We start from the raw sequence: 20,217 nt of genomic DNA, 5'->3' as shown, positions 1-20,217 counted from the left end.
CATGTCGTGCGGGCGGAGCCCCGGTGTCGCGAAGCCCCGTTGCCGCCCCGCGTCAGAGGTACGTGGGCAGGGGCGTGGACGGGGCCAGGTCGGCGGAGGGGATCGGGGTGGCGGTCGACACGGAGACCGGGACGACGCCGGCCCAGTAGGGGAGCGTAAGATCCGCCGGCTCGTCGTTCGGGCCGCCCGCGCGCGACTTGGCCGAGACCTCGGTCAGGTCGAGGCGGAGCACGGCCGTTGCCGCGAGTTCTTTGGCGTTGGCCGGGCGGGAGTCGGCGGAGCGGCCGGGGATCGCGTGGTCGACCAGCGCGTCGAGCGCCGTGCGCTTCTCCGACGGGTCGGTGACCTGCCGGGCGCTGCCGTGGACGACGACGGACCGGTAGTTGAGCGAGTGGTGGAAGGCGGAGCGGGCCAGTACGAGGCCGTCGACGTTAGTCACCGTCACGCACACCGGCAGGCCCGGATCCGTCTCGCCCGCCATGCGCAGGGGGCGCGAGCCTGTCGACCCGTGGACGTACAGCCGCTCGCCGACGCGGGCGAAAAGCGTCGGCAGGACGACCGGGGCGCCGTCGCGGACGAAACCGAGGTGGCAGATGTAGGCGGTGTCGAGTATCGAGTGCACCAGTTCGCGGTCGTACGAAGCGCGCTCCCGGGCGCGGGTCGGGATCGTGCGCTCTGTCGGCTCGTAGGCCTCCGCGGTCTCGGGCATTGCGTTCTCCATTGCACTAGTGCATAGTGTAGTTTGTGCTAGGAGAGTATCGGATCGCTGGGCGGCGTGCATCGGAGATCGCCGCGAGTGTCGAGCGTGCGGTGGGCGCGGGAGACCTTGAACCGGGTCAGCTGCTGCCGCCCATGCGCGAGTTGGCGACGGAGCTCGGCGTCAATCCGAACACGGTCGCGGCCGCCTACCGCACCCTGCGTGAGCGCGGAGTGATCGAGACCGCCGGTCGCAGGGGCAGCCGGATCCGTCCCCGGCCGGCCAGCACGGCGCGCGGATCCATCCGTGTCGACGTGCCCCCCGGCGTACGGGACCTGGGCGCCGGCAACCCCGACGTCGCGCTGCTGCCGCCGTTGGACGCCGCGCTCGCCGCCGCCGCGCGGCGGCATTCGAAGCAGCCCGGCCTCTACGGACATGAGCCGCTGGACGCCGAGTTCGTGCGCCTCGCGCGCGCCGCCATGGACGCCGACGGCGTCCCCGCGGGGCCCCTCGCGGCCACCTCCGGATCGCTGGACGCCATCGAACGTGTCCTCGCCGCGCACCTCAGGGCGGGCGACGCGGTCGCCGTCGAGGACCCGGGCTGGGGGAGCCTGCTGGACCTCGTGCCGGCTCTGGGGCTCACGGTCGTGCCGGTCGCGCTCGACGACGACGGTCCGCTGCCGGAAGAGGTGGAGCGCGCGCTGAGCGCCGGAGCCCGGGCGCTCGTTGTCACGGACCGCGCGCAGAACCCGACCGGCGCGGCCCTCAGTCGCCGTCGCGCGGACGAGCTGCGCACCGTGCTCGCCCGGTTCCCCCGCACCCTGCTGATCGAGGACGACCACGGGTACGCCATCGTCGACCAGCCACTGCACCCGCTTGCCGGAGTCACGGACCACTGGGCGTACGTGCGGTCGACCGCCAAGGCCTACGGGCCGGACCTGCGTGTCGCCGTCCTCACCGGTGACGACGTCACCGTCGATCGGGTAAGGGGGCGGCTGGCCCTGGGCCCCGGTTGGGTCAGCCGACTGCTGCAGCACACCGTCGCCCACCTGTGGGCCTCGGACGCCGTCGACCCCGTTGCCGTCGCCCGCGCCTACGGCGAGCGCCGCGACGCCCTCATCGGCGCGCTGGCGCGCAGGGGCGTCCGGGCCCGGGGGCGCAGCGGCATGAACGTCTGGGTGACCGTCCCGGACGAGACCGGGACCGTGACGCGTCTGCTGCACGCGGGATGGGCGGTCGCGCCGGGAGCGCGCTTCCGGTTGTCCTCGCCGCCGGGGGTGCGGCTGACCGTGTCGGACCTGCGGCGGGCCGACATCGAGCCGCTCGCCGAAGCGGTCGCCTCGGCGGTCGGCCCGATGCCGGTCCGCAGTTACGGCTGAGTCCGCCCGGCGGCGAGGCACTCCTGCTCGGGCGGCGCCTGCACCGTTCGCTCCTGCTCGGGCTCGGGCGGCGCCTGCACCATCCGCTCCGTCCTGGGCGCGGGTGCCGTGGACTTCGCCCGGCCCTGGGTCAGGGCCGCGCCCGCCAGGACGATCAGTGCCCCGACCGGAGTGTTCCAGGCCAGGTGCTCGCCCAGGACCGCGACCCCCGCCGCGGTCGCGATGACCGGGATGAAGTATGTGACCATCTGCGCCGTCGTCGGGCCGACCTCGACGACCAGCCCGTACTGGATCAGCAGCGCCAGCCCTGTGCCGAGCGTCCCCAGTGCGACCACGGCGAGCAGTGGGACGAGCGGGAAGGCAGGGGGCAGGGTGGTGAACAGCGGGGTCACCGCGGCGAGTTGTACCGTCGCCAGGCCCAGCTGGGCGCTGGTCAGCGACAGGGTCGAGCTTCCGGTCCCCGCCAGGGTGCGGCGCACGTAGATCCAGCCGATCGGGTAGCTGAGCGAGGCGAGAAGCGCCATAGCCGTGCCGCCGAAGTCCAGTCCGGAGAAGCCCTGCCAGGCGCCGAGGACGGTGAGCACCCCCAGGAAGCCGAGGCCGAGTCCGGCGACCCGGCGCCGGGTCGGCCGATCCTCGGAGAGTGCCACGAGGGAGAGCGCCATGCCCCACAGGGGCGAAGTGGCATTGCAGATGCCGGCGAGCGTCGAGGGGATCGTGAGCTCGGCGTAGGCGAAGAGCGAGAACGGCAGTGCGTTGAGGAAGAACGCCGCGACGGTCAGATGACCCCAGGTGCGCAGGCCCCGGGGCAGTCGTTCACGGCGAACGGCCATGGCGACGGCGAGCACGGCCGTGCCGAAGAGGAGGCGGCCGAACGTGACCTGGAAGGGGGCGTACGCCTCGGTTCCCACCTTGATGAGAAGGAAGCTGAAGCCCCAGACCGTCGACAGCGCAGCGAACCGGATGCGCCAGTCGAGGAGCTTCCGGCGCGGGGGGACAGGCGTCGGGGACGCGGCTGGGGGCGTGGTCCGGGTACGGGAACGGGGGCTGTCCGCCCCGGCGGCTGCGGTGGTCATGGTGCCCACGATGGCCCGCCCCATCGCGTAGGACAAGCGAGAATTCATGGACCGCATCGCTTAGCATTGCTTACATGTTGAATTTGGAGCGCCTGCGAACGCTGGACGCCCTCGCCCGCCACGGATCGGTCGGCGCGGCGGCCGACGGGCTGCACGTCACCACCTCGGCCGTCTCCCAGCAGATGGCGAAGCTGGAGCGGGAGGTCGGCCAGCAGCTGCTGGCGAAGAACGGGCGGGGGGTGCGCCTCACCGACGCCGGCCGACTCCTCGCCGATCACGCCGCGCGCATCCTGTCCCAGGTCGAGCTCGCGCAGTCCGACATCGAGGCCCGGCGCGGCCAGGTGGTGGGAGAGGTCAGGATCGGGGCGTTCCCGACCGCCGCCCGCGGGCTGTTCCCGGCGGCGGTGTCTTCGCTGCGCCGGGACCATCCGGAACTGCGGGTACTGTCAAGGGAATTGGAGCCGGAGCAGAGCATCAGAGCGGTCATCCGCGGGGATCTCGACCTCGCCGTGGTGCTCGACTGGAGCAACAAGCGGCTGCCTGTGCCCGGCGGACTGGCGCAGGCGCAGCTGATCGACGACGCCCCCGACATCGCCATGCCGTCGGATCATCCCCTCGCCGACCGCGCGGAGGTCGACCTCGAGGAGTTCGCGGAGGACGAGTGGGTCTCCTGGCCGGAGGGCGAGTTCTGCCACGAGTGGCTGGTCTTCACCCTGCGTTCCAAGGGCATCGAGCCGCGGATCTCCCACCTCGCGGGCGAGCACCACACCCAGCTGGCCCTGATCGCCGCGGGTCTCGGTGTCTGCGTCGCGCCGCGCCTCGGTCGAGGGCCGGTTCCCGACGGCGTCGCGCTCGTTCCCGTACGGCAGAAGATGCTCCGCCACGTGTATGCGGTGTGGCGCATCGACGCCGACCGCAGGCCGTCGATCAGGGCGGCGGTCGACGCGCTGAACAGGGCCGCGGCGTCAGAGGGCTGACAGCTTGCGGAAGTCCCAGGACGCGATCGCGTCGGGGGTGAGCCGCAACCAGGCATGCCGGCCGTCGTGCGGCATGGTGTCCAGGCCGAAGTTCTTCGCGGCGAACAGCGCTTCCGGGACGGCCAGTTCGGGGCAGTCCTCACCGCTGCGGGGGGACTCGCCGACGAACACGGCGGTGCCCGACAGTTCGACGCCCCGCAGCTCCCCGTACTCCTCGCCGTCGTCGACCACCACCGCGATGCGGGGGTCACGGCGCAGGTCCGCCCAGCGGCGGCTGCGGGTGAGGGAGTAGAGCCACAGCGAGGTGCCGTCCCAGGCGAACCACAGGGCGCTCACATGCGGCCGCCCGTCGGGAGAGACGGTGGCGACGCGGCAGCTCCGCTGCTCGGTCAAGAACGCGTCGAGTTCGCCCGGAGTCATCATGATGCGACGCCCCCGGCGCTGTGTGGCGGTCATCTGCGGCCCTCCGGCTCGGCGAACTGACTGGGCGTCAGAAATGTCTGCCGGTAAGCATGGAGTGTCTTCCCCCGGCACGCAATGGCGGCTACCGTCGCGCTCCCGCGCCGCCCGGACGCGAGAACCTGTCGTCGCGCTTCCGTGCCCGCCCCGAGGCGAGAACCAGGAGGCCCCCATGCCGTCCTTCGAGCAGCTCAGGGAACAGCTCGAGGCGTCCACCACCGCGCTTCTCACCGTCGAATGCCAGGAGGGCGTCGTCGGGAAGGACAGCGCCCTCCCGGAACTCGCCGCGCAGGCGAGTTCGTCCGGCGCACTGCGCAACGTCGCCCGGCTGGTCGGCGCGGCCCACGACGCCGGGGCGCAGGTGCTGCACGCGGTGGCCGAGCGGCGCCCCGACGGCAGAGGGTCCAACCGCAACGCGCGGCTGTTCAGGGCCGCGGAACGGCTCCCGGTGCAACAGCACACCGGCACGGCGGCGGTACGCGTGGCCCCGCCGATCGAGGTGGCGCCCGAGGACATCGTCGTGCGCAGACTGCACGGGCTCTCGCCCCTCGCCGGCACGGACGTCGACCCGCTGCTGCGCAACCTCGGCTGCCGCACCCTCGTCGTCACCGGCGTCTCGGCGAACATCGCCGTGCCCTGCGCGGTTTTCGACGCGGTGAACCTCGGCTACACCGCGGTCGTTGTGGCGGACGCCATCGCGGGGGTGCCCGCCGAGTACACCCCCGCGATGATCCGCAACACCCTGTCGCTCGTGGCGACGATCGCCACCACCGAGGACGTGCTGTCATGCTGGAAGGACCACCGCCGCATCACGCGAGCTTGATCGAGTCGCCCTCCACCGTGATCGAGGTGGGCGGCAGCGGCGCGGTCGCGGGGCCCGCCTTGACGCTTCCGTCGGACGCGTCGAACTGACTGTTGTGGCAAGGACAGTTGATGGTGCCGTTCGCGATGTCCTTGACTGCGCAGCCCTGGTGTGTGCACTTCGACGAGAAGGCCTTGAACTCGCCCGCCACCGGCTGGGTGATCACCACGTCCCCGACGACCTTGCCGCCGCCCTCCGGGATGTCGGCGGTCTTGGCGATCACGGTGCCTCCCGCCACGCCCCCGGACCCGGCCGCGCCGCCGTCTCCCGCGGGCTTGTCGGACCCGGTCTGCACCGTGTCGTCCGAGCCGCCGCACGCGGTCAGCGCGACGGTGAGACCGGCCCCTCCCACCGCGGCGACGACGGTACGGCGCGCCACGGTCCGAGCGGTCCCCTGCGATCCGGTCATGATGGCTCCCTCTCCACTGTCCGGCCCTCGTACCGGCCGGTTCCTGCTGTTGTACGGGGCGCGGCGCCACGCCGTTCAGGCCTTCACGGATTTCTCATGAGCCCGACCGCCTTCTCCTCCGCCGGATCGGGCCGGGCCGTGATCACGCTCAAGTTACTGTGGGGGAATGCTTTCCGAAGTCACCGCGACCCGCTACGTCACGCCACTGCGTGAAGGCGGTTCGCTTCCCGGCATCGTCGAGGCCGACGATCTCGGCACGTACGTCATGAAGTTGTCTACCTGGTGGCGCGACCTGCGGATCTGTGATTCTACGGGCCCCTGACCTGCGTGGATGTGTCTTTCAGTGTCTCTGAGTTTCGTGCTGCGTTATGCAGCCGATTCTCCCCACGCACTCCCCAAGCCCTCGAATACTCCCCAGATTCTCCCCAGAGGTACCAGTGCCGCGAGCACTGTGACATGGCCGGGCGGGCATTCGTTTGGCTGTACAACCAGCACGCTGAGTGATCACGGCGCGCCGTGGCCGCCCTCGTCAGAGGCTGACGGAGTTGACTTTGCGAGGCAGACGCTGGCGGTTTCCGGTCCCACATGGCACAGGTTGTGATGGCGTCCTGCGCGGTCCAAGTGGTGCATGGGAGGCGCATGAGACCAGGTCAGCTCAGTGTGGTTCAGGTGCGTCAACGCTGATGGTGAGACGTGTGTGAGAGGTGACGAACCCCCGCCGGCGGGTCCGACAGACGAGCTGGAGATCTTCCGGCAGACCGATGCCCGCTTGACTTCACGGTTGAGCGCGGCCGGGCACACGCCGGCGCCAGAGCACCCCGAGGAATGAGCATCCCCGCCCCGACGATTCGGTCTGTCCAGGCGTTCACGCTGGGCGGACGAAGGCGTACGAGGATCTGGCCGCCGCACGCGAATTGGGCCTGTTACCACCGGACCGACTGTCCTGACGTGATCGAACATGAGCACTCAGTGCCGGAGCCAGGGACTGCAACTTCGTAGCGACCTGCGGCTGCCTCGGAGAGCACCAACAAGGCGCCGAACGAATCGCCGGGGGCCGCCCACAAGTTGGGACATTGGCCGCCTGGGAGGGTGGCCGCTGCCAATACGGCAGCCCCTGAACGGACTGATGCGCTTCCTGGTAGCCCTGCAAGGCGACGACCAACACGACGGGCAGCTCGTCGTACTGGCCGTCACCGGCCTTGCGACAGTCGGCCGCCTTGTCGCTGGCAAGCCTCAACGCCGGATTGCGGAGTGTTACTTCGGCAGGTGACGGGGTTCACGGTCTCACAGAGCCGCGGAAGCGTTCAGTCCAACTTTGCGAGCTTATTTCCGAGATGGAAGCTGGCTGGCGGGAGCTTTGTGCCTTCTGGTTCCGGCTGGCTGGTTACGCAGAGCTGTCTCCCAAGGGCGCATGTGGGAGCGGCAGCAAACCTTATAAATCTACGTGAACTCGCCTGCCTGAGGCTGTGTGTCGATACTCCTGGACACACGGTGCGCTTGACTCCGTCGAGTAAACGGTTTTAACTCTGCGCCACTTGTGAAACTTATGAAACTCTGGGGTAGGGGCTGTGTATTTTGGGGCGGGGGGCACAGTCATGCCCAAGCGTCGTCGCGGGAGTCGGACGTACCGCGGGGTGTCCGTGATCGGCGCAGCGGTTGCGGCGCTGTTGACCACGGCATTGGTGCAGCCGCCTGCGGCCCAAGCCATAGCGTCGACGGCAGACTCCGAAGAGCTGTCGGAGGGGCAGAGGGCACTCGTTGAGGCGCAGGAGTCCGGCAGCCGTGTTGAGGTGACGGGGCAGCGCTCCGAACGGACCACGGTTTACGCCAATCCGGACGGCTACACCTTCACCCTGCAGGAGTCGTCGATTCCCGTGCGCGTCTCCAAGCCGGGTGGCGGCTGGGAGAAGCCGGATGCGACGTTGGAGAAGCGTGAGGATGGTTCGATCGCTCCAAAGGCTGCGGCTCCGCAGATCGTGTTCTCCGCCGGTGGAAAGGAGCCGTTGGCTCGGATCGCCAGCCAGGGCCGCTCGATCGAGCTGAGCTGGCCGGGCAGCCTGCCCGAGCCCAAGCTCGACGGCGCGAGTGCCGTCTACGCGAACGTGCTGCCGGATGTGGACTTGAAGGTCACCGCGACGGTGGAGAGCTTCCAGCACGTCCTGGTTGTCAAAACCCCTGAGGCTGCAGCCGGCGAGAAGCTGAAGGAGCTCACCTTCGGGCTGAAGACGAGCGGGCTTGAGGTCCAGGAAGGCGCATCAGGGAGCCTGGCCGCGGTCGACCCAAATGGCCAGACGGTGTTCAAGGCCCCGCCGGCGCGGATGTGGAACTCGGCCGGCAAGGCGCTGTCGCAGCCGTCTGCGCCTCAGGCAGCACGCGCGGTGGCGGATGAGACGGGCCCGTCCGACCCGGCTGAGTCGGCCCCGTCCGGGTCCGGTGTGGAGCCGGGGCAGGGCGATCAGGTAGCGACCATGGATGTGGAGGTCGGCAAGGATTCCCTGTCGATCGTCCCCGACGCCGAGCTCCTTGCCGAGAAAGACACATCGGTGTTTCCCCTGTTCATCGACCCATCGGTGACCTGGGGTGAGTCGGAGCGGACGCTGTTGCGGTCGGACGGCTACGAGTCGTACGGCTGGGGCAACGGCGACGACGACATGGGTAAGGGTGCCGGTAAGTGTGGTACTTGGGCTGGCTATTACTGCGGTCCGGGGTATGTGCAGAAGCTGTACTTCGAGTTCTCGCCGGCGAGTTTGAAGGGCAAGCATGTCCTGGACGCGACGTTCCGGGTGACCGAGCCGTGGGCGTTCCAGTGCGATCCGCGTTGGGTGGACCTGGTGCGCACCAACAACATCTCCTCCTCCACGACCTGGTCCTCGCGGCCCAAGGAGCTGGATTGGATGGGTGACCGCCACGTCTCGGCGGGGCGTGGGGACTTGTGCAGTCCTGGGCTGCCGGACGCGGCGGTCGAGTTCAACGACAACCCGGAGGAGGCCAACGAGAACCTCACCCCGACGGTGAAGGACTTCGCGGCGGGCAAGTTCTCCCGGCTCACGCTGGAGATCCGGGCGCATGACGAGTCGGACACCTCGGCGTGGAAGCGGTTCAAGAACGATGCCGTCCTTGAGGTGTCCTTCGTGGGTATCCCGGACAAGCCGACCGGTAGTGGCCTGGTGACTGGTTCGGGCACGGTGTGCTCGACCACCGAGTCGAACCCGACGATCGCTTCCGACCCCACCCCGGCGCTGACGGCGACGACGCAGACCAAGGCGGGCGGTGAGGCGGACGCACAGCTGCGGATCTACTTCGACATCGACCACAAGAACTCCGACGGCACATGGTCGGACACCACCGCGGGAGCAGGCGATGTCCGGCCTTCCACCGGCTACGCAGGGGACGGCATGAAGCAGACCATCTCCTGGTCGACGCTGTCCGAGGGCAAGCTCTACCGGTACCGCTCCTGGGTACGCTCGTACTACAACGGCGGGAACAGTGTCCTAGGCGGACCGACGTCCAGCTGGTGTTACTTCAAGGTCGACCCGACCGCGCCCAAGGCGCCGAGGGTCACTATCGGTGCCCCGTACAAGGAGTGTCTGCCCAACGACTGTCAGGCGTTGGGCGGTCCGGGGCAGAAGGCCACGTTCGGTTTCGCGGCCGCCGCGGGTGACACGGGCATCGTGTCGTATCAGTACACGCTGTCAGGGATGACGATCTGGCCGACGGTCAGCGGTTCGACGGCGAGCGTGCCACTGTCCCCGCAGCAGGCGGGCACGTACACGCTGTGGGTCCGGGCGAAGGACAATGTGGGCCGCTACGGCGCCTGGAACGCGGTCGACTTCCTGGTCGCTGCCGGAGCAGGGCCGATTGCGCGCTATCACTTCGATGAGGCCGACGGCCTTGCGGTCGACGCTGCCACCGATGACGGCAGGGACGACGCGACTCTGGGCACTGGTGCGAGTCGGCCGAACTACGGGCGGCGCGGTCTGATCACTCATGACGCTCAGGGGCAGCCGTTGGCCACCCCGGTCGACGACAAGGGCCTGATGCTGGACGGCACCGCCGGCCATGCGTCGACCAGCGGCCCCACGGTGGAGACCCGCTCCTCGTACACCATTTCCGTGTGGGCGCGGGTGGCGCCGGGTACGACGCGCACCCAAACCGTGCTGAGTCAGGACGGCGGCAACATCAGCCCGTTCTACGTTTCCTATGGCGCAGACGGGATCAAGGACTGGAGCCTGCGGGTGCTGACCGTGAAGGACGGTGCCTACACCTGGAACAAGGCACGTGCCAAGCAGACCGGCCCCACGGGCGTGTGGACGCATCTGACGGCCAGCTTCGACGCCCCCAACAACAAGGTGCGCCTCTACGTCAACGGGGTGTTCCAGTCCGAGGTGGATGCCGGTGCGCCCTGGTCGGCCACGGGTGGCCTGCAGATCGGCAGGGCGAAGTGGAGCGGCAATTACGTCGACTACTTCGATGGCGTGGTGGACGAGGTCACGGTCTGGCAGCGCATGCTCACGTCAGAGGAGATCGCCAAGGACGCCAAGCTGCTGGTCTCGGAACAGTTCGCCGGAGTGGAGCTGGTTGCGGACTGGAACCCCACCCGCGGCGTCGAGGGCAGCACGATCAAGGACACCGTCTCCGCCTACGGCAAGAGCCTCGTTCTGGCCGGAGGCGCCGCAGTCACCGACGAGGAGATCGTCCTCGACGGCGTCGATGACACGGCCACGGCTGCAGGTCCTTTGGTCGACGGCAGCAGCTCGTTCACGGTGACCACCGGTGTGACCCTGGACGGAGCGAAGCTGCTGACCAAGGACGTGGGCTACATCGGTCAGGTCGCCGGCCAGCGCACACCGGACGGCTCCGCATGGGGTCTGTGGTTCGAACTCACGGGCAAGAAGACCGTGATGGACGAGGAAACCATGGAGGAGATCACCGTGCCGGAGGGCAAGTGGCACTTCGGGCGGCTCGAGTCCGACGGCAGGTTCTCCTCTGTGACCTCGGAAGAGACGGCGAGCGTGGACAGCGTCGCGCGGCTGACCGGTGTTCACGACTCGGTGGACGGCACGATCAGCCTCTACCTCGGCTACAGCCAAAACGGCGACGCCAAGGCGTACACCGCGCAGATCGGCAGCGGCGAGTTCGCCGTCGGCAAGGCATACGCGAGCGGAGGCTGGAAGCACTTCCTGCCCGCCCGAATCTCTGACGTGCGCTTGTGGGCCGGCGCGATGGCCAGCGCCGGGCAGGTTGAGGCCACGGTGGGCGACTGACCTGCAACTGGTGGTCGGGCAGCCCTGACGGCTGCCCGACCACCGCACGGCCGCATGCTCCCGGCCGCTGCTCAGAACTTGATTGATCTTCAAACTCTTGCGAACCGGGTGGGGACGAAGCTCATGGTGTTTGGCATAGGCACCTCAAGACGAGGTGCGGGGAACGCGCGACGGTGGGGGCGACGCCTCGTCGTGCCCACGGTGGCGCTGGCGCTGCTGGCCCCGGTCGGTCAGTTGCCGGCCGCGATGGCCGACGAACAGGGACTGGGGCGCCCTGATGTGCCCAAGCCGCGCGTGAGCAAGGTCGAAGAAGTCAAGGGCCTGGGCGCGAAGAAGGCCCGCCAGAAGGTCGCGGAGGGCAAGACGGCCGGCGAACAGCGGGCCCGCAAGGCTAAGGAAGAGCAGACAGCCGCTTGGCCCAAGCCCGACACGGCCACCGCGGAACTCTCCTCGAACAAACCGGCCAAAGCGGACCTCGCGGGTACATCGGTGGCCGCGGAGCCGGTGAAGAGCCGGAGCATGTCGGCGGCCGCGGGATCCGTGGATTTCACTCTCCTTGACCAGAAGGCCGCCCGCCAGGCGGGTATTACCGGAGTGCTCCTCACCGCCAGTGCCGATACTGCCGGTACGGCGGAAGTCGTCGTCGATTACAGCGAATTTGCTTCCATGATCGGCGGTGGCTGGGGTCAGCGGCTGCGCCTTGTGCAGCTCCCGGCCTGCGCCTTGACCGCCCCGCAAAAGGCAGAATGCCGCAAGCAGGCCCCACTTCTCTCGGCTAACGACCTCGCCATGCAGACGGTGTCGGCCCAGGTCCCGCTCGCCGAAACCAAACCAAGCGGTGCCTCTTCCCAACTGGTCTCGAAGGACGAGCCCACAAGCCTCACCGTTCTCGCGGTCACCGCCACGGCTGCAGGTGCGGGCCAGTCACCCAAGGGCATCGGCGACTACTCGGCCACCGAACTGTCCCCCTCGTCTTCCTGGGAAGCCGGTGGTAGTTCCGGGGCGTTCACCTGGAACTACGGCTTCACGATGCCACAGGCTGCTGTCGGGCCGGCACCGAGTCTGGCTCTCTCGTACGACTCTGGCAGCGTTGATGGCCGCACCGCTACTACCAACAACCAGGGCACCGCGGTTGGTGAAGGCTTCACCCTGGCCGAGTCCTACATCGAGCGCAGCTATGGCAGCTGCGACGACGACGGCCACACCGATATCTTCGACCGCTGTTGGAAGTACGACAACGCCCGCATCGTGTTGAACGGCAAGTCCAGCCGCATCATCAAGGACAACACCACCGGCGAATGGCGCCTGGAGAACGACGACGCTTCCACTGTGAAGCGTTCCGCCGGTGCCGACAACGGAGACAATGACGGTGAGTACTGGACCGTCACCACCGGGGACGGCACCAAGTACCTCTTCGGCCTGAACAAGCTCGACGGTGCAGCCGATCAGCGCACCAACTCCACCTGGACTGTGCCGGTCTTCGGTGATGATGCCGGTGAGCCCGGCTACGACAACGGCAGCGCGTTTGCCGACCGCTCCTTGGTGCAGGCGTGGCGGTGGAACCTCGACTATGTCGAGGATACCCGCGGCAATGCCGCCACCTATTGGTATGCCAAGGAATCGAATTACTACAAGAAGAACAAGGCGGAGTCGGCCAACTCGTACTACGTCCGCGGCGGTTACCTCAAGGAGATCAAGTACGGGCTGCGCAAGGGTGCGCTGTTCACCGATGACGCGGACGCGAAGGTGGCGTTCTCACATGCCGAGCGTTGCACCGCCACCGACTGTGCGGAGTTGACCGAGGACACGGCCAAGAACTGGCCGGATGTACCCTTCGATGCCATCTGCACCAATGGCGACACTGAATGCAACGCAGCCGGACCCTCCTTCTTCTCCCGCAAGCGCCTCACCGGTATCAGCACCCACTCGTGGGACGCCACGTCCAAGGCGTACGATCCGGTGGATTCCTGGGCGCTGATCCAGGAGTACCAGGACGCCGGGGATATCGGTGACACGACCGACCATGTACTGGTCCTGAAGTCGATCAAGCGGACCGGCGAGACCGGTGATACCGCGATCGACGTCGACCCCGTCACCTTCACCTACCAGCTGCGCCCGAACCGGGTGGACGGCACGGACGACATCCTGCCGCTCAAGCGGCACCGCATCGAGACGATCACCTCCGAGACGGGGGCGATCACCACGGTCACGCTGTCACAGCCGGAGTGCAAGCGCAGCGAGATCCTCAGCGCCGCTCAGGACACCAATACCCGCTCCTGCTATCCGCAGTTCTGGAACATCAACGGCGCCTCCGAGGCGTCGGTGGACTGGTTCCACAAATACCGGGTCCTCGCCGTCGGGGTGGCGGATCCGACCGGACAGAACGAGACGGTCGAGCACGCCTACGACTACGCGGGTGCCGCGTGGCACCACAGCGACGATCCGTTCACTCCGAAGGACGAGCGGACCTGGTCCGAGTGGCGCGGCTACCGGGACGTCACCGTCCTCGCTGGCGCGCTGAACACTACGCGCTCCAAGACCGTTTCTCGCTACCTGTTGGGCATGCACGGGGACAAGAAAAAGGACGGCGCCACCAAGTCCGTGTCGGTGGATCCTCTGTTGGACACCGACGTCGACTTCCCCGCGCTGACCGACAGCGACCAGTACTCCGGGCAGCTGCTGCAGAAGGTCACCTACAACGGCAGCCAGCCCATCTCCACCTCCTACGCGAACTACACGTACAAGAACACTGCCACCCAGTCGGTGCCTGACGCGACAGATCACACTGCCCGCTGGGTACGCCCCAACTCGGCCTACCAAAGCACATACCTGACGGCGCCCAAGACCTGGCGCACGCACGTCACGACCACCCGCTACGACGCACTGGGCCTGGTCACCTCGTATGACGACTACGGGCAAAAGGGCGTTGGCGGCGACGAGACCTGCACCCGCACCTGGTACGCCCGCAACACTGATGTCGGCATCAACAGCCTCGTCTCCCGCACCCGCACCGTGGGCAAGGAATGCGCGGTCGCTGACACCGCACTGGACCTGCCCACCGACTCCGCCCGCCGCGGAGACGTCCTGTCCGACACCGCGACCGCCTACGACGGTGCCACCACGTGGGCGGAATCGATGAAGCCGACCAAGGCCCTGCCCACCTGGACCGGCCGTGCCAAGAGCTACACCTCCGGTGGACCGAGCTGGCAGACGACCACGTCCGCTGTCACCAGTGACTTCGACACTCTCGGCCGTCCCCTCAAGGTGACCAACGCGGACGGGAAGTCAATCACCACCGCGTACACGCCAGCCGATTCAGGACCGCTCACCAAGACGATCGTCACCGATCCCAAGGGCTTCAAGACCACCACCTTCCTCGACCCGCGCCGCGGTCAGCCCCTGCGCACCTATGACGCGAACCTGAAGAAGACCGAAGTCACCTACGACTCACTGGGTCGGCTCACCCAGGTGTGGCTGCCCAATCGTTCAAGCGGCAGCCAAAGCCCCACCAGCAAGTTCGCGTACAACATCAGCAACGAGACACGGTCCTGGGTGTCGACCTCGACGCTGCAGAAGAACGGCGAAAGCTACAACACCAGCTACGCGATCTACGACGCGCTGCTGCGCCCGCTTCAGACCCAGAGCGAAACGCCCAACGGGGGACGGCTGCTGACCGACACCCGATACGACACCCGTGGCCTGGCCTACGAGACGTACGCGGACATCTTCGACACCACCAGCACTCCCAACGGCACCTACGCCCGCGCCGAATACGGCGAGGCACCCACGCAGACCGCCACGGTCTTCGACGGCGCCGGCCGGGCCACCAAGACCACCCTGCACATCTTCGGCGTCGAGAAGTGGTCGACCACCACCAGCTACACGGGCGACTCCACAGCCTCCACCGCCCTCAACGGCGGCACCGCAACACGTAGCATCACCGACATCCGCGGCCGAACGATCGAGAGCCGCGAGTACGGCGGCGAGTCCCCAGCCGATACCCAGTACGGCGACGGCCTTGGCACCTCCTACCTCTCGACGAAGTTCGCATACACCCGGGACGGGAAGAACACCCAGATCACGGGCCCGGACGACGCCAAGTGGTCCTACACCTACGACTTGTTCGGCCGGCAAATCATGGCCAAGGATCCAGACAAGGGCACCGCGACCACCGAGTACGACCTGCTCGACCGGGCGATCAAGTCCACCGACTCGCGCGGTAAGTCGATCCTGACCGGCTACGACGAACTCGGCCGCATGAGCGGTACCTGGGCAAGCTCCAAGACGGACGCCAACCAGCTCACCAGCTATTCCTACGACATCCTGCTCAAGGGGATGCCCGATAGCTCGACCCGCTTCGTCGGCGGCAAGAGTGGTCAGGCGTACACCGACACCGTCACCGCGTACGACAGCCTGTCCCGCCCGGTAGCCAACAAGCTCGAACTGCCCGCCGACGACCCGTTCGTCAAGGCAGGCGTGCCGGCCACGCTGGAGTTCGAAACCGCCTACAACCTCGACAACACCATTAAGACGGCCAAGGTACCGGCTTTGGGCGGTCTGCCTTCCGAGATCATCGAATACGGCTACAACAACGTCGGACAGCTCACCTCAGTCGGCGGCTCCACCGGCTACCTCCTCAACACTGCCTACTCACCTCTAGGCCAGCCCACACAGCTCACCCTGGGAACTGCGAACACCGCAGACCACAAGAAGTCCTACATCAACAACAGGTACGAGGAAGGCACCGATCGCCTCACCCGCAGCTTTGTCACCGATGACACCCACGGCTACCAGCTGCAGGACCTCAACTACACCTACGACCAGGCCGGCAACGTCACCTCCGTCGCCGACCCGACGACACTGGGCGGCGCAAGCAGCGCCGAAACCCAGTGCTTCACCCACGACGGCCACCGCCGCCTGATCGAAGCCTGGACCCCCAGCTCCCAGAAGTGCTCCGACGCGCGCAGCGCCAGCAGCCTGTCAGGACCGGCCCCGTACTGGACCAGCTACACGTACAACAAGGCCGGCCAACGCACCACCGAAACCATCCACAAGACCACGGGCGATACCAAGAGCACCTACTGCTACACCCAGACCAGCCAGCCGCATACCCTGACTGGCACCACCACCAAGATTGACTGCGCCGCACTCGAGAAGACCTACGGCTACGACACCGCTGGTAACACCACCAAACGCCCAGGAGCTTCAGCCACCCAGGACTTGACCTGGTCCGAGGAAGGCAAACTCGGCAAGCTCATTGAGAGCGGCAAAGCCACCGACTACCTCTACGACGCCGGCGGCGAGCTGCTGATCCGCAACACCCAGAGCGGCGAGCGGGTCCTGTACACAGGCGCCACCGAACTTCACCTGCGCGCGAACGGCACCACGTGGGCCCAGCGCTACTACAGCGCCGCAGACCAGACCGTTGCGCTCCGCTCCAATGAATCCGGCACGAACAAACTCACCTACCTCGCCGGTGACCACCACGGCAGCCAGTCCCTTGCTATCAGCGCTGACAACAGCCAGGGCGTCAGCAAGCGCTACACAACGACGTTCGGCGCCGAGCGAGGTAAGGCCACCGGCACTTGGCCCGACGACAAGGGCTTTCTCGGCAAGGTCAACGATAAGACTACGGGCCTTACGCACATCGGCGCCCGCGAATATGACGCCACCATTGGCCAATTCATCAGCGCCGACCCCATCCTGGAAGTCGCCAAACCGCAAACCCTCAACGGCTACAGCTACGCAGCCAACAACCCTCTGACCTTCTCGGACCCCACCGGACTCTGCATCGATCCCGGCAACGGCCGCTGCATGCCCGACGATGGTGGGAAACTCGGCCATCAGGAGCCGGACTACGGCTACCCCGACGCCAAGCCCGACTCAGGCAGCGACTGTTACTACTCGTGCGGCAGTGGCGGCACAGCAACTACAAGTAGTGATGGTCCACTCCCCAGCCCCAGCCCTAGCCCCGGGCCGAAGCCGACCCCCGGTCCGTACAAAGATGCAGGTATCGACAAAATAATACCCGCTCTTAAATGGTTCTGGAATGAAGTTCTAGGCATGGGGCCGCCTGAGATGCACCTCATGTGCAACGTGGACGGCACATGTGACTATGGCCCGTACAACGAGAACGTCATGCCTTGGGGGCCAGGAGGCCCCACCCGTCAAATAGCCAACGCGGGACGCGCCAGTGCAGCCATCAGCTTCGCGAACCTGCTGAAGGGCATGAAGGCGACAATCAAGGCATTGCCTTTCAAGAAGGGCGGCAAGACTCAGGGTCTAGGAGCTGCTCCCGACGGGCGGATCTACCTCGTAAACAGTGGAAACAAGGCAATCGACAATGAGTTGTGGGAGATCGCCAACAAAAGGCTCAAGGAAGTAGGGATCAGGAGGGGGGCAGCAACCTCGGGCACCGCTAGCGATGTCGAACAAAAATTCGTTGCGGTCATGATACGTGATGGCATCAAGAAGGCCGAGGTTGTAATCAACAACTCCGCTGGACCTTGTAGGCAGCCGATGGGGTGTGATGCTGTCCTCAACACCATGCTCGGCAAACGCCAGCTGACGGTACACTGGCCGAACGGGAAAGGTGGATTCGCTTCCCACACGTATGGGAACGGGCACGTAGGGATGGGTGGAAAATGACGAAGGTTCAAGTGCAGGCTTACTATAAGAAACAGCATGCAGAAGAGCCGGCGTTGATTTCCTCACCAGAGGACGTCGATGCGCTGATTGATTCCCTTGCCTTCGGGGCGGAGTTTGAGAGCATGGCCGTTCTTCAGAGTCTGCAGCGCGAAGACCTCCCTTCGGGATTTCCAGACCACGAATTCCTGGTTGGTGCCAACGGGGAGCGGCAGGTCGGGATCGTGAGTTTCGTTGACGACAAGAACTACATCTCGACGAGTGCTTCGAAGGTGCAGGGGGAGGTCGTTTATCACGTTGCGGAAAATCCAACGGAATTTCCCGCCGCGGCGGAAATTCCGCTCCCCCTCGTGCGTGAGGCGGTAAAAGAATTTCTTCTCTCTGGCGGGCGGCGCCCTACGTGTATCGAATGGCAGGAGGAGCCGGGAATCTGACGACTCCCTGAATTCCGGTCAGAGGGTGGATATCTTCGCGGATTCCTTTCCTGAGGTCGGCTAGATCGCAGAGGCCGTTCCCGCGCATGCGGGGACAGTCCCTGGGGGCTGGTGGCGAGGGCTGATGGTGTACGTGGTCATCCGCGCTGTGTATCCTCGGCGAGCGGTCGGCGTTCTCTTCTGTGACGCTCGCTTGACGCTCCGAGAGCCGGATCAGTCACCAAAGGGGCCGACAATCAGGACTTGTCCGGTCGATCATGTCCGGAGCCAGATGGTGAGGGCAGCGGCGGTTGCGGTGCCGAGGTAGACGTAGCCGCGCTTATCCGTAGCGGCTGGCCACGGCTCGGTGCTGCTTGAGCCGGTTGATGGCCCGTTCGACGGTGTTGCGTCTCTTGTCCCGCTCTTCGTCGAAGCCGGGTGGCCGGCCGCCGCGTGAGCCTTTGCGGAGCCGGGCGGCCTGGCTGTCGGTTTTCTCCGGGATGGTGTGTCCGATGCCCCGGTGCCGCAGGTACTCGCGGCAGGGTCGGTTGCTGTAGGCCTTGTCGGCGGCGACGCTGTGGGCTTCTTGCGGGGCCTGCCCGGCCCGATCTTCGGGACACGGATCTTCTCCAGAACCGGCTTGAACTGCGTGCAGTCCGCCCTCTGACCTGGCGTGACGATCAGGGACAGCGGGCGGCAGCGGGCATTTGCGCTCAGGTGGAGCTTGGTGGTGAAGCCGCCGCGCGAGCGGCCCAGGCCCTCACCTCCCGCACCACCTCCACCAGGCGGGCGTGCAGGCTCTGCCACGGCGTTTCGTCCTGATGTTCTGGCCCTTCGGCCCCCTTTGAGGCGGGCGGCGGTGGGTCCCCCGCAGCATGCTGATGCGCCCGCACGATGGTGGAGTCGACCGAGACATCCTGTCGATCTCGCCTGCGGCGTCAGCGGCGGCCTGGACCTGCTGGAGCAGACGCTCCCACGTCCCGTCGGCCGACCACAGCCGGTGCCGTTCGTAGACCGTCTTCCATGGCCCAAATCGGGCGGGCAGGTCACGCCACTGCACGCCGGTCCGCACCCGGTGCAGTATCCCGTCGATCACCTGCCGATGGTCCCGCCACCGGCCACAACGCCTGTTGCTGACCGGCAGGTACGGCCGCAAACGTTCCCACTCCGCATCACTCAGATCACCCCGCCCCATGCTCAGATCAACGAAGCGGAAATGGGGCGGTCACAGGGGTAGCACGACGCCCTCGTGTCGGGCGCTCTCTGGCCTGGAGAGGAACACCCGTCGGGTTGGCCGCTCGATTTCCGTGACGACGACGGCGAGCTCCTCCCCGACCTCGAAGTCTTCTGCCCGACTTGCCGCAGGCCGGCCGTCGACCTCTCTGAAGGGGACCAGTCCGATAACTCCGTCCCCGAGGTCGACGAAGATGCCGATGGGAAGCACCTTCTGGACCGTCCCGCGCAATTCCTGGCCCACCACGGTGCGGTCGGCGAAGGACTGGAGGGGGTCGGGCTGCAGTGCCTTCAAGGACAGTCTGGCCTCCGCGTTGAAGGTGTCGAACTGGAGAAACTCGCACGAGACACGCTGCCCGACCTGGACAACATCTGTGGGAGCATCGATGTGCCGCCAGGACAGTTCGGGGATGACGATGAACCCGACACCGGGCAGGGTGGGATGGCCAGGCCCCTCGTCCAGGGCCACGAAGACCCCGAACCGTTCGATCGCCGCCACGGTGCCGGACAGGATGTCGCCGCGGTGCAGGGACTCCAGGAACGCCCAAAGTTCCGGGCTCTCAGACTGCCAATCCATGCCCGCCACCCTGGCACACGACGTCGTGTACCAGCATGCCCTCAAGCTGAAGCCACCGTCCGCAGTCCGGTTCCTGACCTGCGGTTTTGCGCGTGCGCATTATGTGCGTTGTGGGCGTTACGGGCGATATCTTGAGCCTTTTCCAACCTCAGGCTGCCGCGTGATGTAGGACGAGGACGGCTTGGACGATCGCGGTGATGCGGTTGGTGCTGCAGCGGAGCTTCCG

12 protein-coding genes and 1 pseudogene are annotated in these 20,217 nt (G+C 66.8%); 7 read left to right on the top strand and 6 right to left on the bottom strand.

The genetic code is table 11. The features are described 5' to 3' along the window. Positions 1-52: 52 nt before the first annotated feature. A complete protein-coding gene (locus tag ACIQ7Q_RS34110; protein ID WP_403871087.1) occupies positions 53-721 on the bottom strand; it encodes a pyridoxamine 5'-phosphate oxidase family protein in 669 nt (222 codons plus the stop codon). A gap of 23 nt (positions 722-744) precedes the next feature. On the opposite strand from ACIQ7Q_RS34110, the gene ACIQ7Q_RS34105 reads away from it, so the two are divergent. Beyond that, on the top strand, positions 745-2,076 hold the full coding sequence (locus ACIQ7Q_RS34105; RefSeq protein WP_403871084.1) for an aminotransferase class I/II-fold pyridoxal phosphate-dependent enzyme: 1,332 nt from the start codon (positions 745-747) through the stop codon (positions 2,074-2,076). Here the strand turns inward: ACIQ7Q_RS34105 and ACIQ7Q_RS34100 are convergent. Beyond that, positions 2,067-3,152: a DMT family transporter gene (locus tag ACIQ7Q_RS34100; RefSeq protein WP_403871081.1), complete on the bottom strand. Its 1,086-nt coding sequence runs from the start codon at positions 3,150-3,152 to the stop codon at positions 2,067-2,069. The two genes, ACIQ7Q_RS34105 and ACIQ7Q_RS34100, sit on opposite strands and share 10 nt — an antisense overlap. A 74-nt stretch (positions 3,153-3,226) precedes the next feature. Here ACIQ7Q_RS34100 and ACIQ7Q_RS34095 point away from each other — a divergent pair, with 74 nt between their 5' ends. After that, on the top strand, positions 3,227-4,129 hold the full coding sequence (locus ACIQ7Q_RS34095; protein ID WP_403871078.1) for a LysR substrate-binding domain-containing protein: 903 nt from the start codon (positions 3,227-3,229) through the stop codon (positions 4,127-4,129). Here ACIQ7Q_RS34095 and ACIQ7Q_RS34090 read toward each other — a convergent pair. Continuing rightward, a complete protein-coding gene (locus ACIQ7Q_RS34090; RefSeq protein WP_403871075.1) occupies positions 4,118-4,585 on the bottom strand; it encodes a pyridoxamine 5'-phosphate oxidase family protein in 468 nt (155 codons plus the stop codon). The genes ACIQ7Q_RS34095 and ACIQ7Q_RS34090 overlap by 12 nt on opposite strands. Before the next feature lie 175 nt (positions 4,586-4,760). On the opposite strand from ACIQ7Q_RS34090, the gene ACIQ7Q_RS34085 reads away from it, so the two are divergent. Further along, entirely contained in the window at positions 4,761-5,411 is a 651-nt protein-coding gene (locus ACIQ7Q_RS34085) for a cysteine hydrolase (RefSeq protein WP_403871072.1), read from the top strand. Here the strand turns inward: ACIQ7Q_RS34085 and ACIQ7Q_RS34080 are convergent. Beyond that, positions 5,398-5,859, bottom strand: a complete 462-nt coding sequence (locus ACIQ7Q_RS34080) for a Rieske (2Fe-2S) protein (RefSeq protein ID WP_403871069.1) — start codon at positions 5,857-5,859, stop codon at positions 5,398-5,400. The two genes, ACIQ7Q_RS34085 and ACIQ7Q_RS34080, sit on opposite strands and share 14 nt — an antisense overlap. Positions 5,860-6,025: 166 nt before the next feature. On the opposite strand from ACIQ7Q_RS34080, the gene ACIQ7Q_RS34075 reads away from it, so the two are divergent. From ACIQ7Q_RS34075 to ACIQ7Q_RS34060, 4 genes are all read left to right on the top strand, one after another. Then, positions 6,026-6,181 carry a hypothetical protein gene (locus tag ACIQ7Q_RS34075; protein ID WP_403871145.1) on the top strand — a complete coding sequence of 52 codons (156 nt, stop codon included), beginning with the start codon at positions 6,026-6,028 and terminating at the stop codon, positions 6,179-6,181. 1,273 nt (positions 6,182-7,454) lie between these two features. Next, positions 7,455-11,123: a LamG domain-containing protein gene (locus tag ACIQ7Q_RS34070; protein ID WP_403871066.1), complete on the top strand. Its 3,669-nt coding sequence runs from the start codon at positions 7,455-7,457 to the stop codon at positions 11,121-11,123. A gap of 246 nt (positions 11,124-11,369) precedes the next feature. Then, positions 11,370-17,771 (top strand): RHS repeat-associated core domain-containing protein, encoded by a 6,402-nt coding sequence (locus ACIQ7Q_RS34065; protein ID WP_403871134.1) that lies wholly within the window; start codon positions 11,370-11,372, stop codon positions 17,769-17,771. Further along, positions 17,768-18,202 (top strand): Imm1 family immunity protein, encoded by a 435-nt coding sequence (locus tag ACIQ7Q_RS34060; RefSeq protein WP_403871064.1) that lies wholly within the window; start codon positions 17,768-17,770, stop codon positions 18,200-18,202. Before ACIQ7Q_RS34065 ends, ACIQ7Q_RS34060 begins: the two co-directional genes overlap by 4 nt. Positions 18,203-18,457: 255 nt before the next feature. Here ACIQ7Q_RS34060 and ACIQ7Q_RS34055 read toward each other — a convergent pair. Next, positions 18,458-19,376 (bottom strand): annotated as a pseudogene (locus tag ACIQ7Q_RS34055) (IS5 family transposase). 30 nt (positions 19,377-19,406) lie between these two features. After that, positions 19,407-19,991 (bottom strand): S1 RNA-binding domain-containing protein, encoded by a 585-nt coding sequence (locus tag ACIQ7Q_RS34050; RefSeq protein ID WP_403871062.1) that lies wholly within the window; start codon positions 19,989-19,991, stop codon positions 19,407-19,409. Positions 19,992-20,217: the final 226 nt, after the last annotated feature.

Origin of the sequence: Streptomyces sp. NPDC096176 (assembly GCF_044763255.1) — a bacterium.
Lineage (GTDB): Bacteria > Actinomycetota > Actinomycetes > Streptomycetales > Streptomycetaceae > Streptomyces.
The sequence above is the reverse complement of the archived record's forward strand: the minus strand, read 5'-3'. Positions and strand labels throughout refer to the sequence as shown.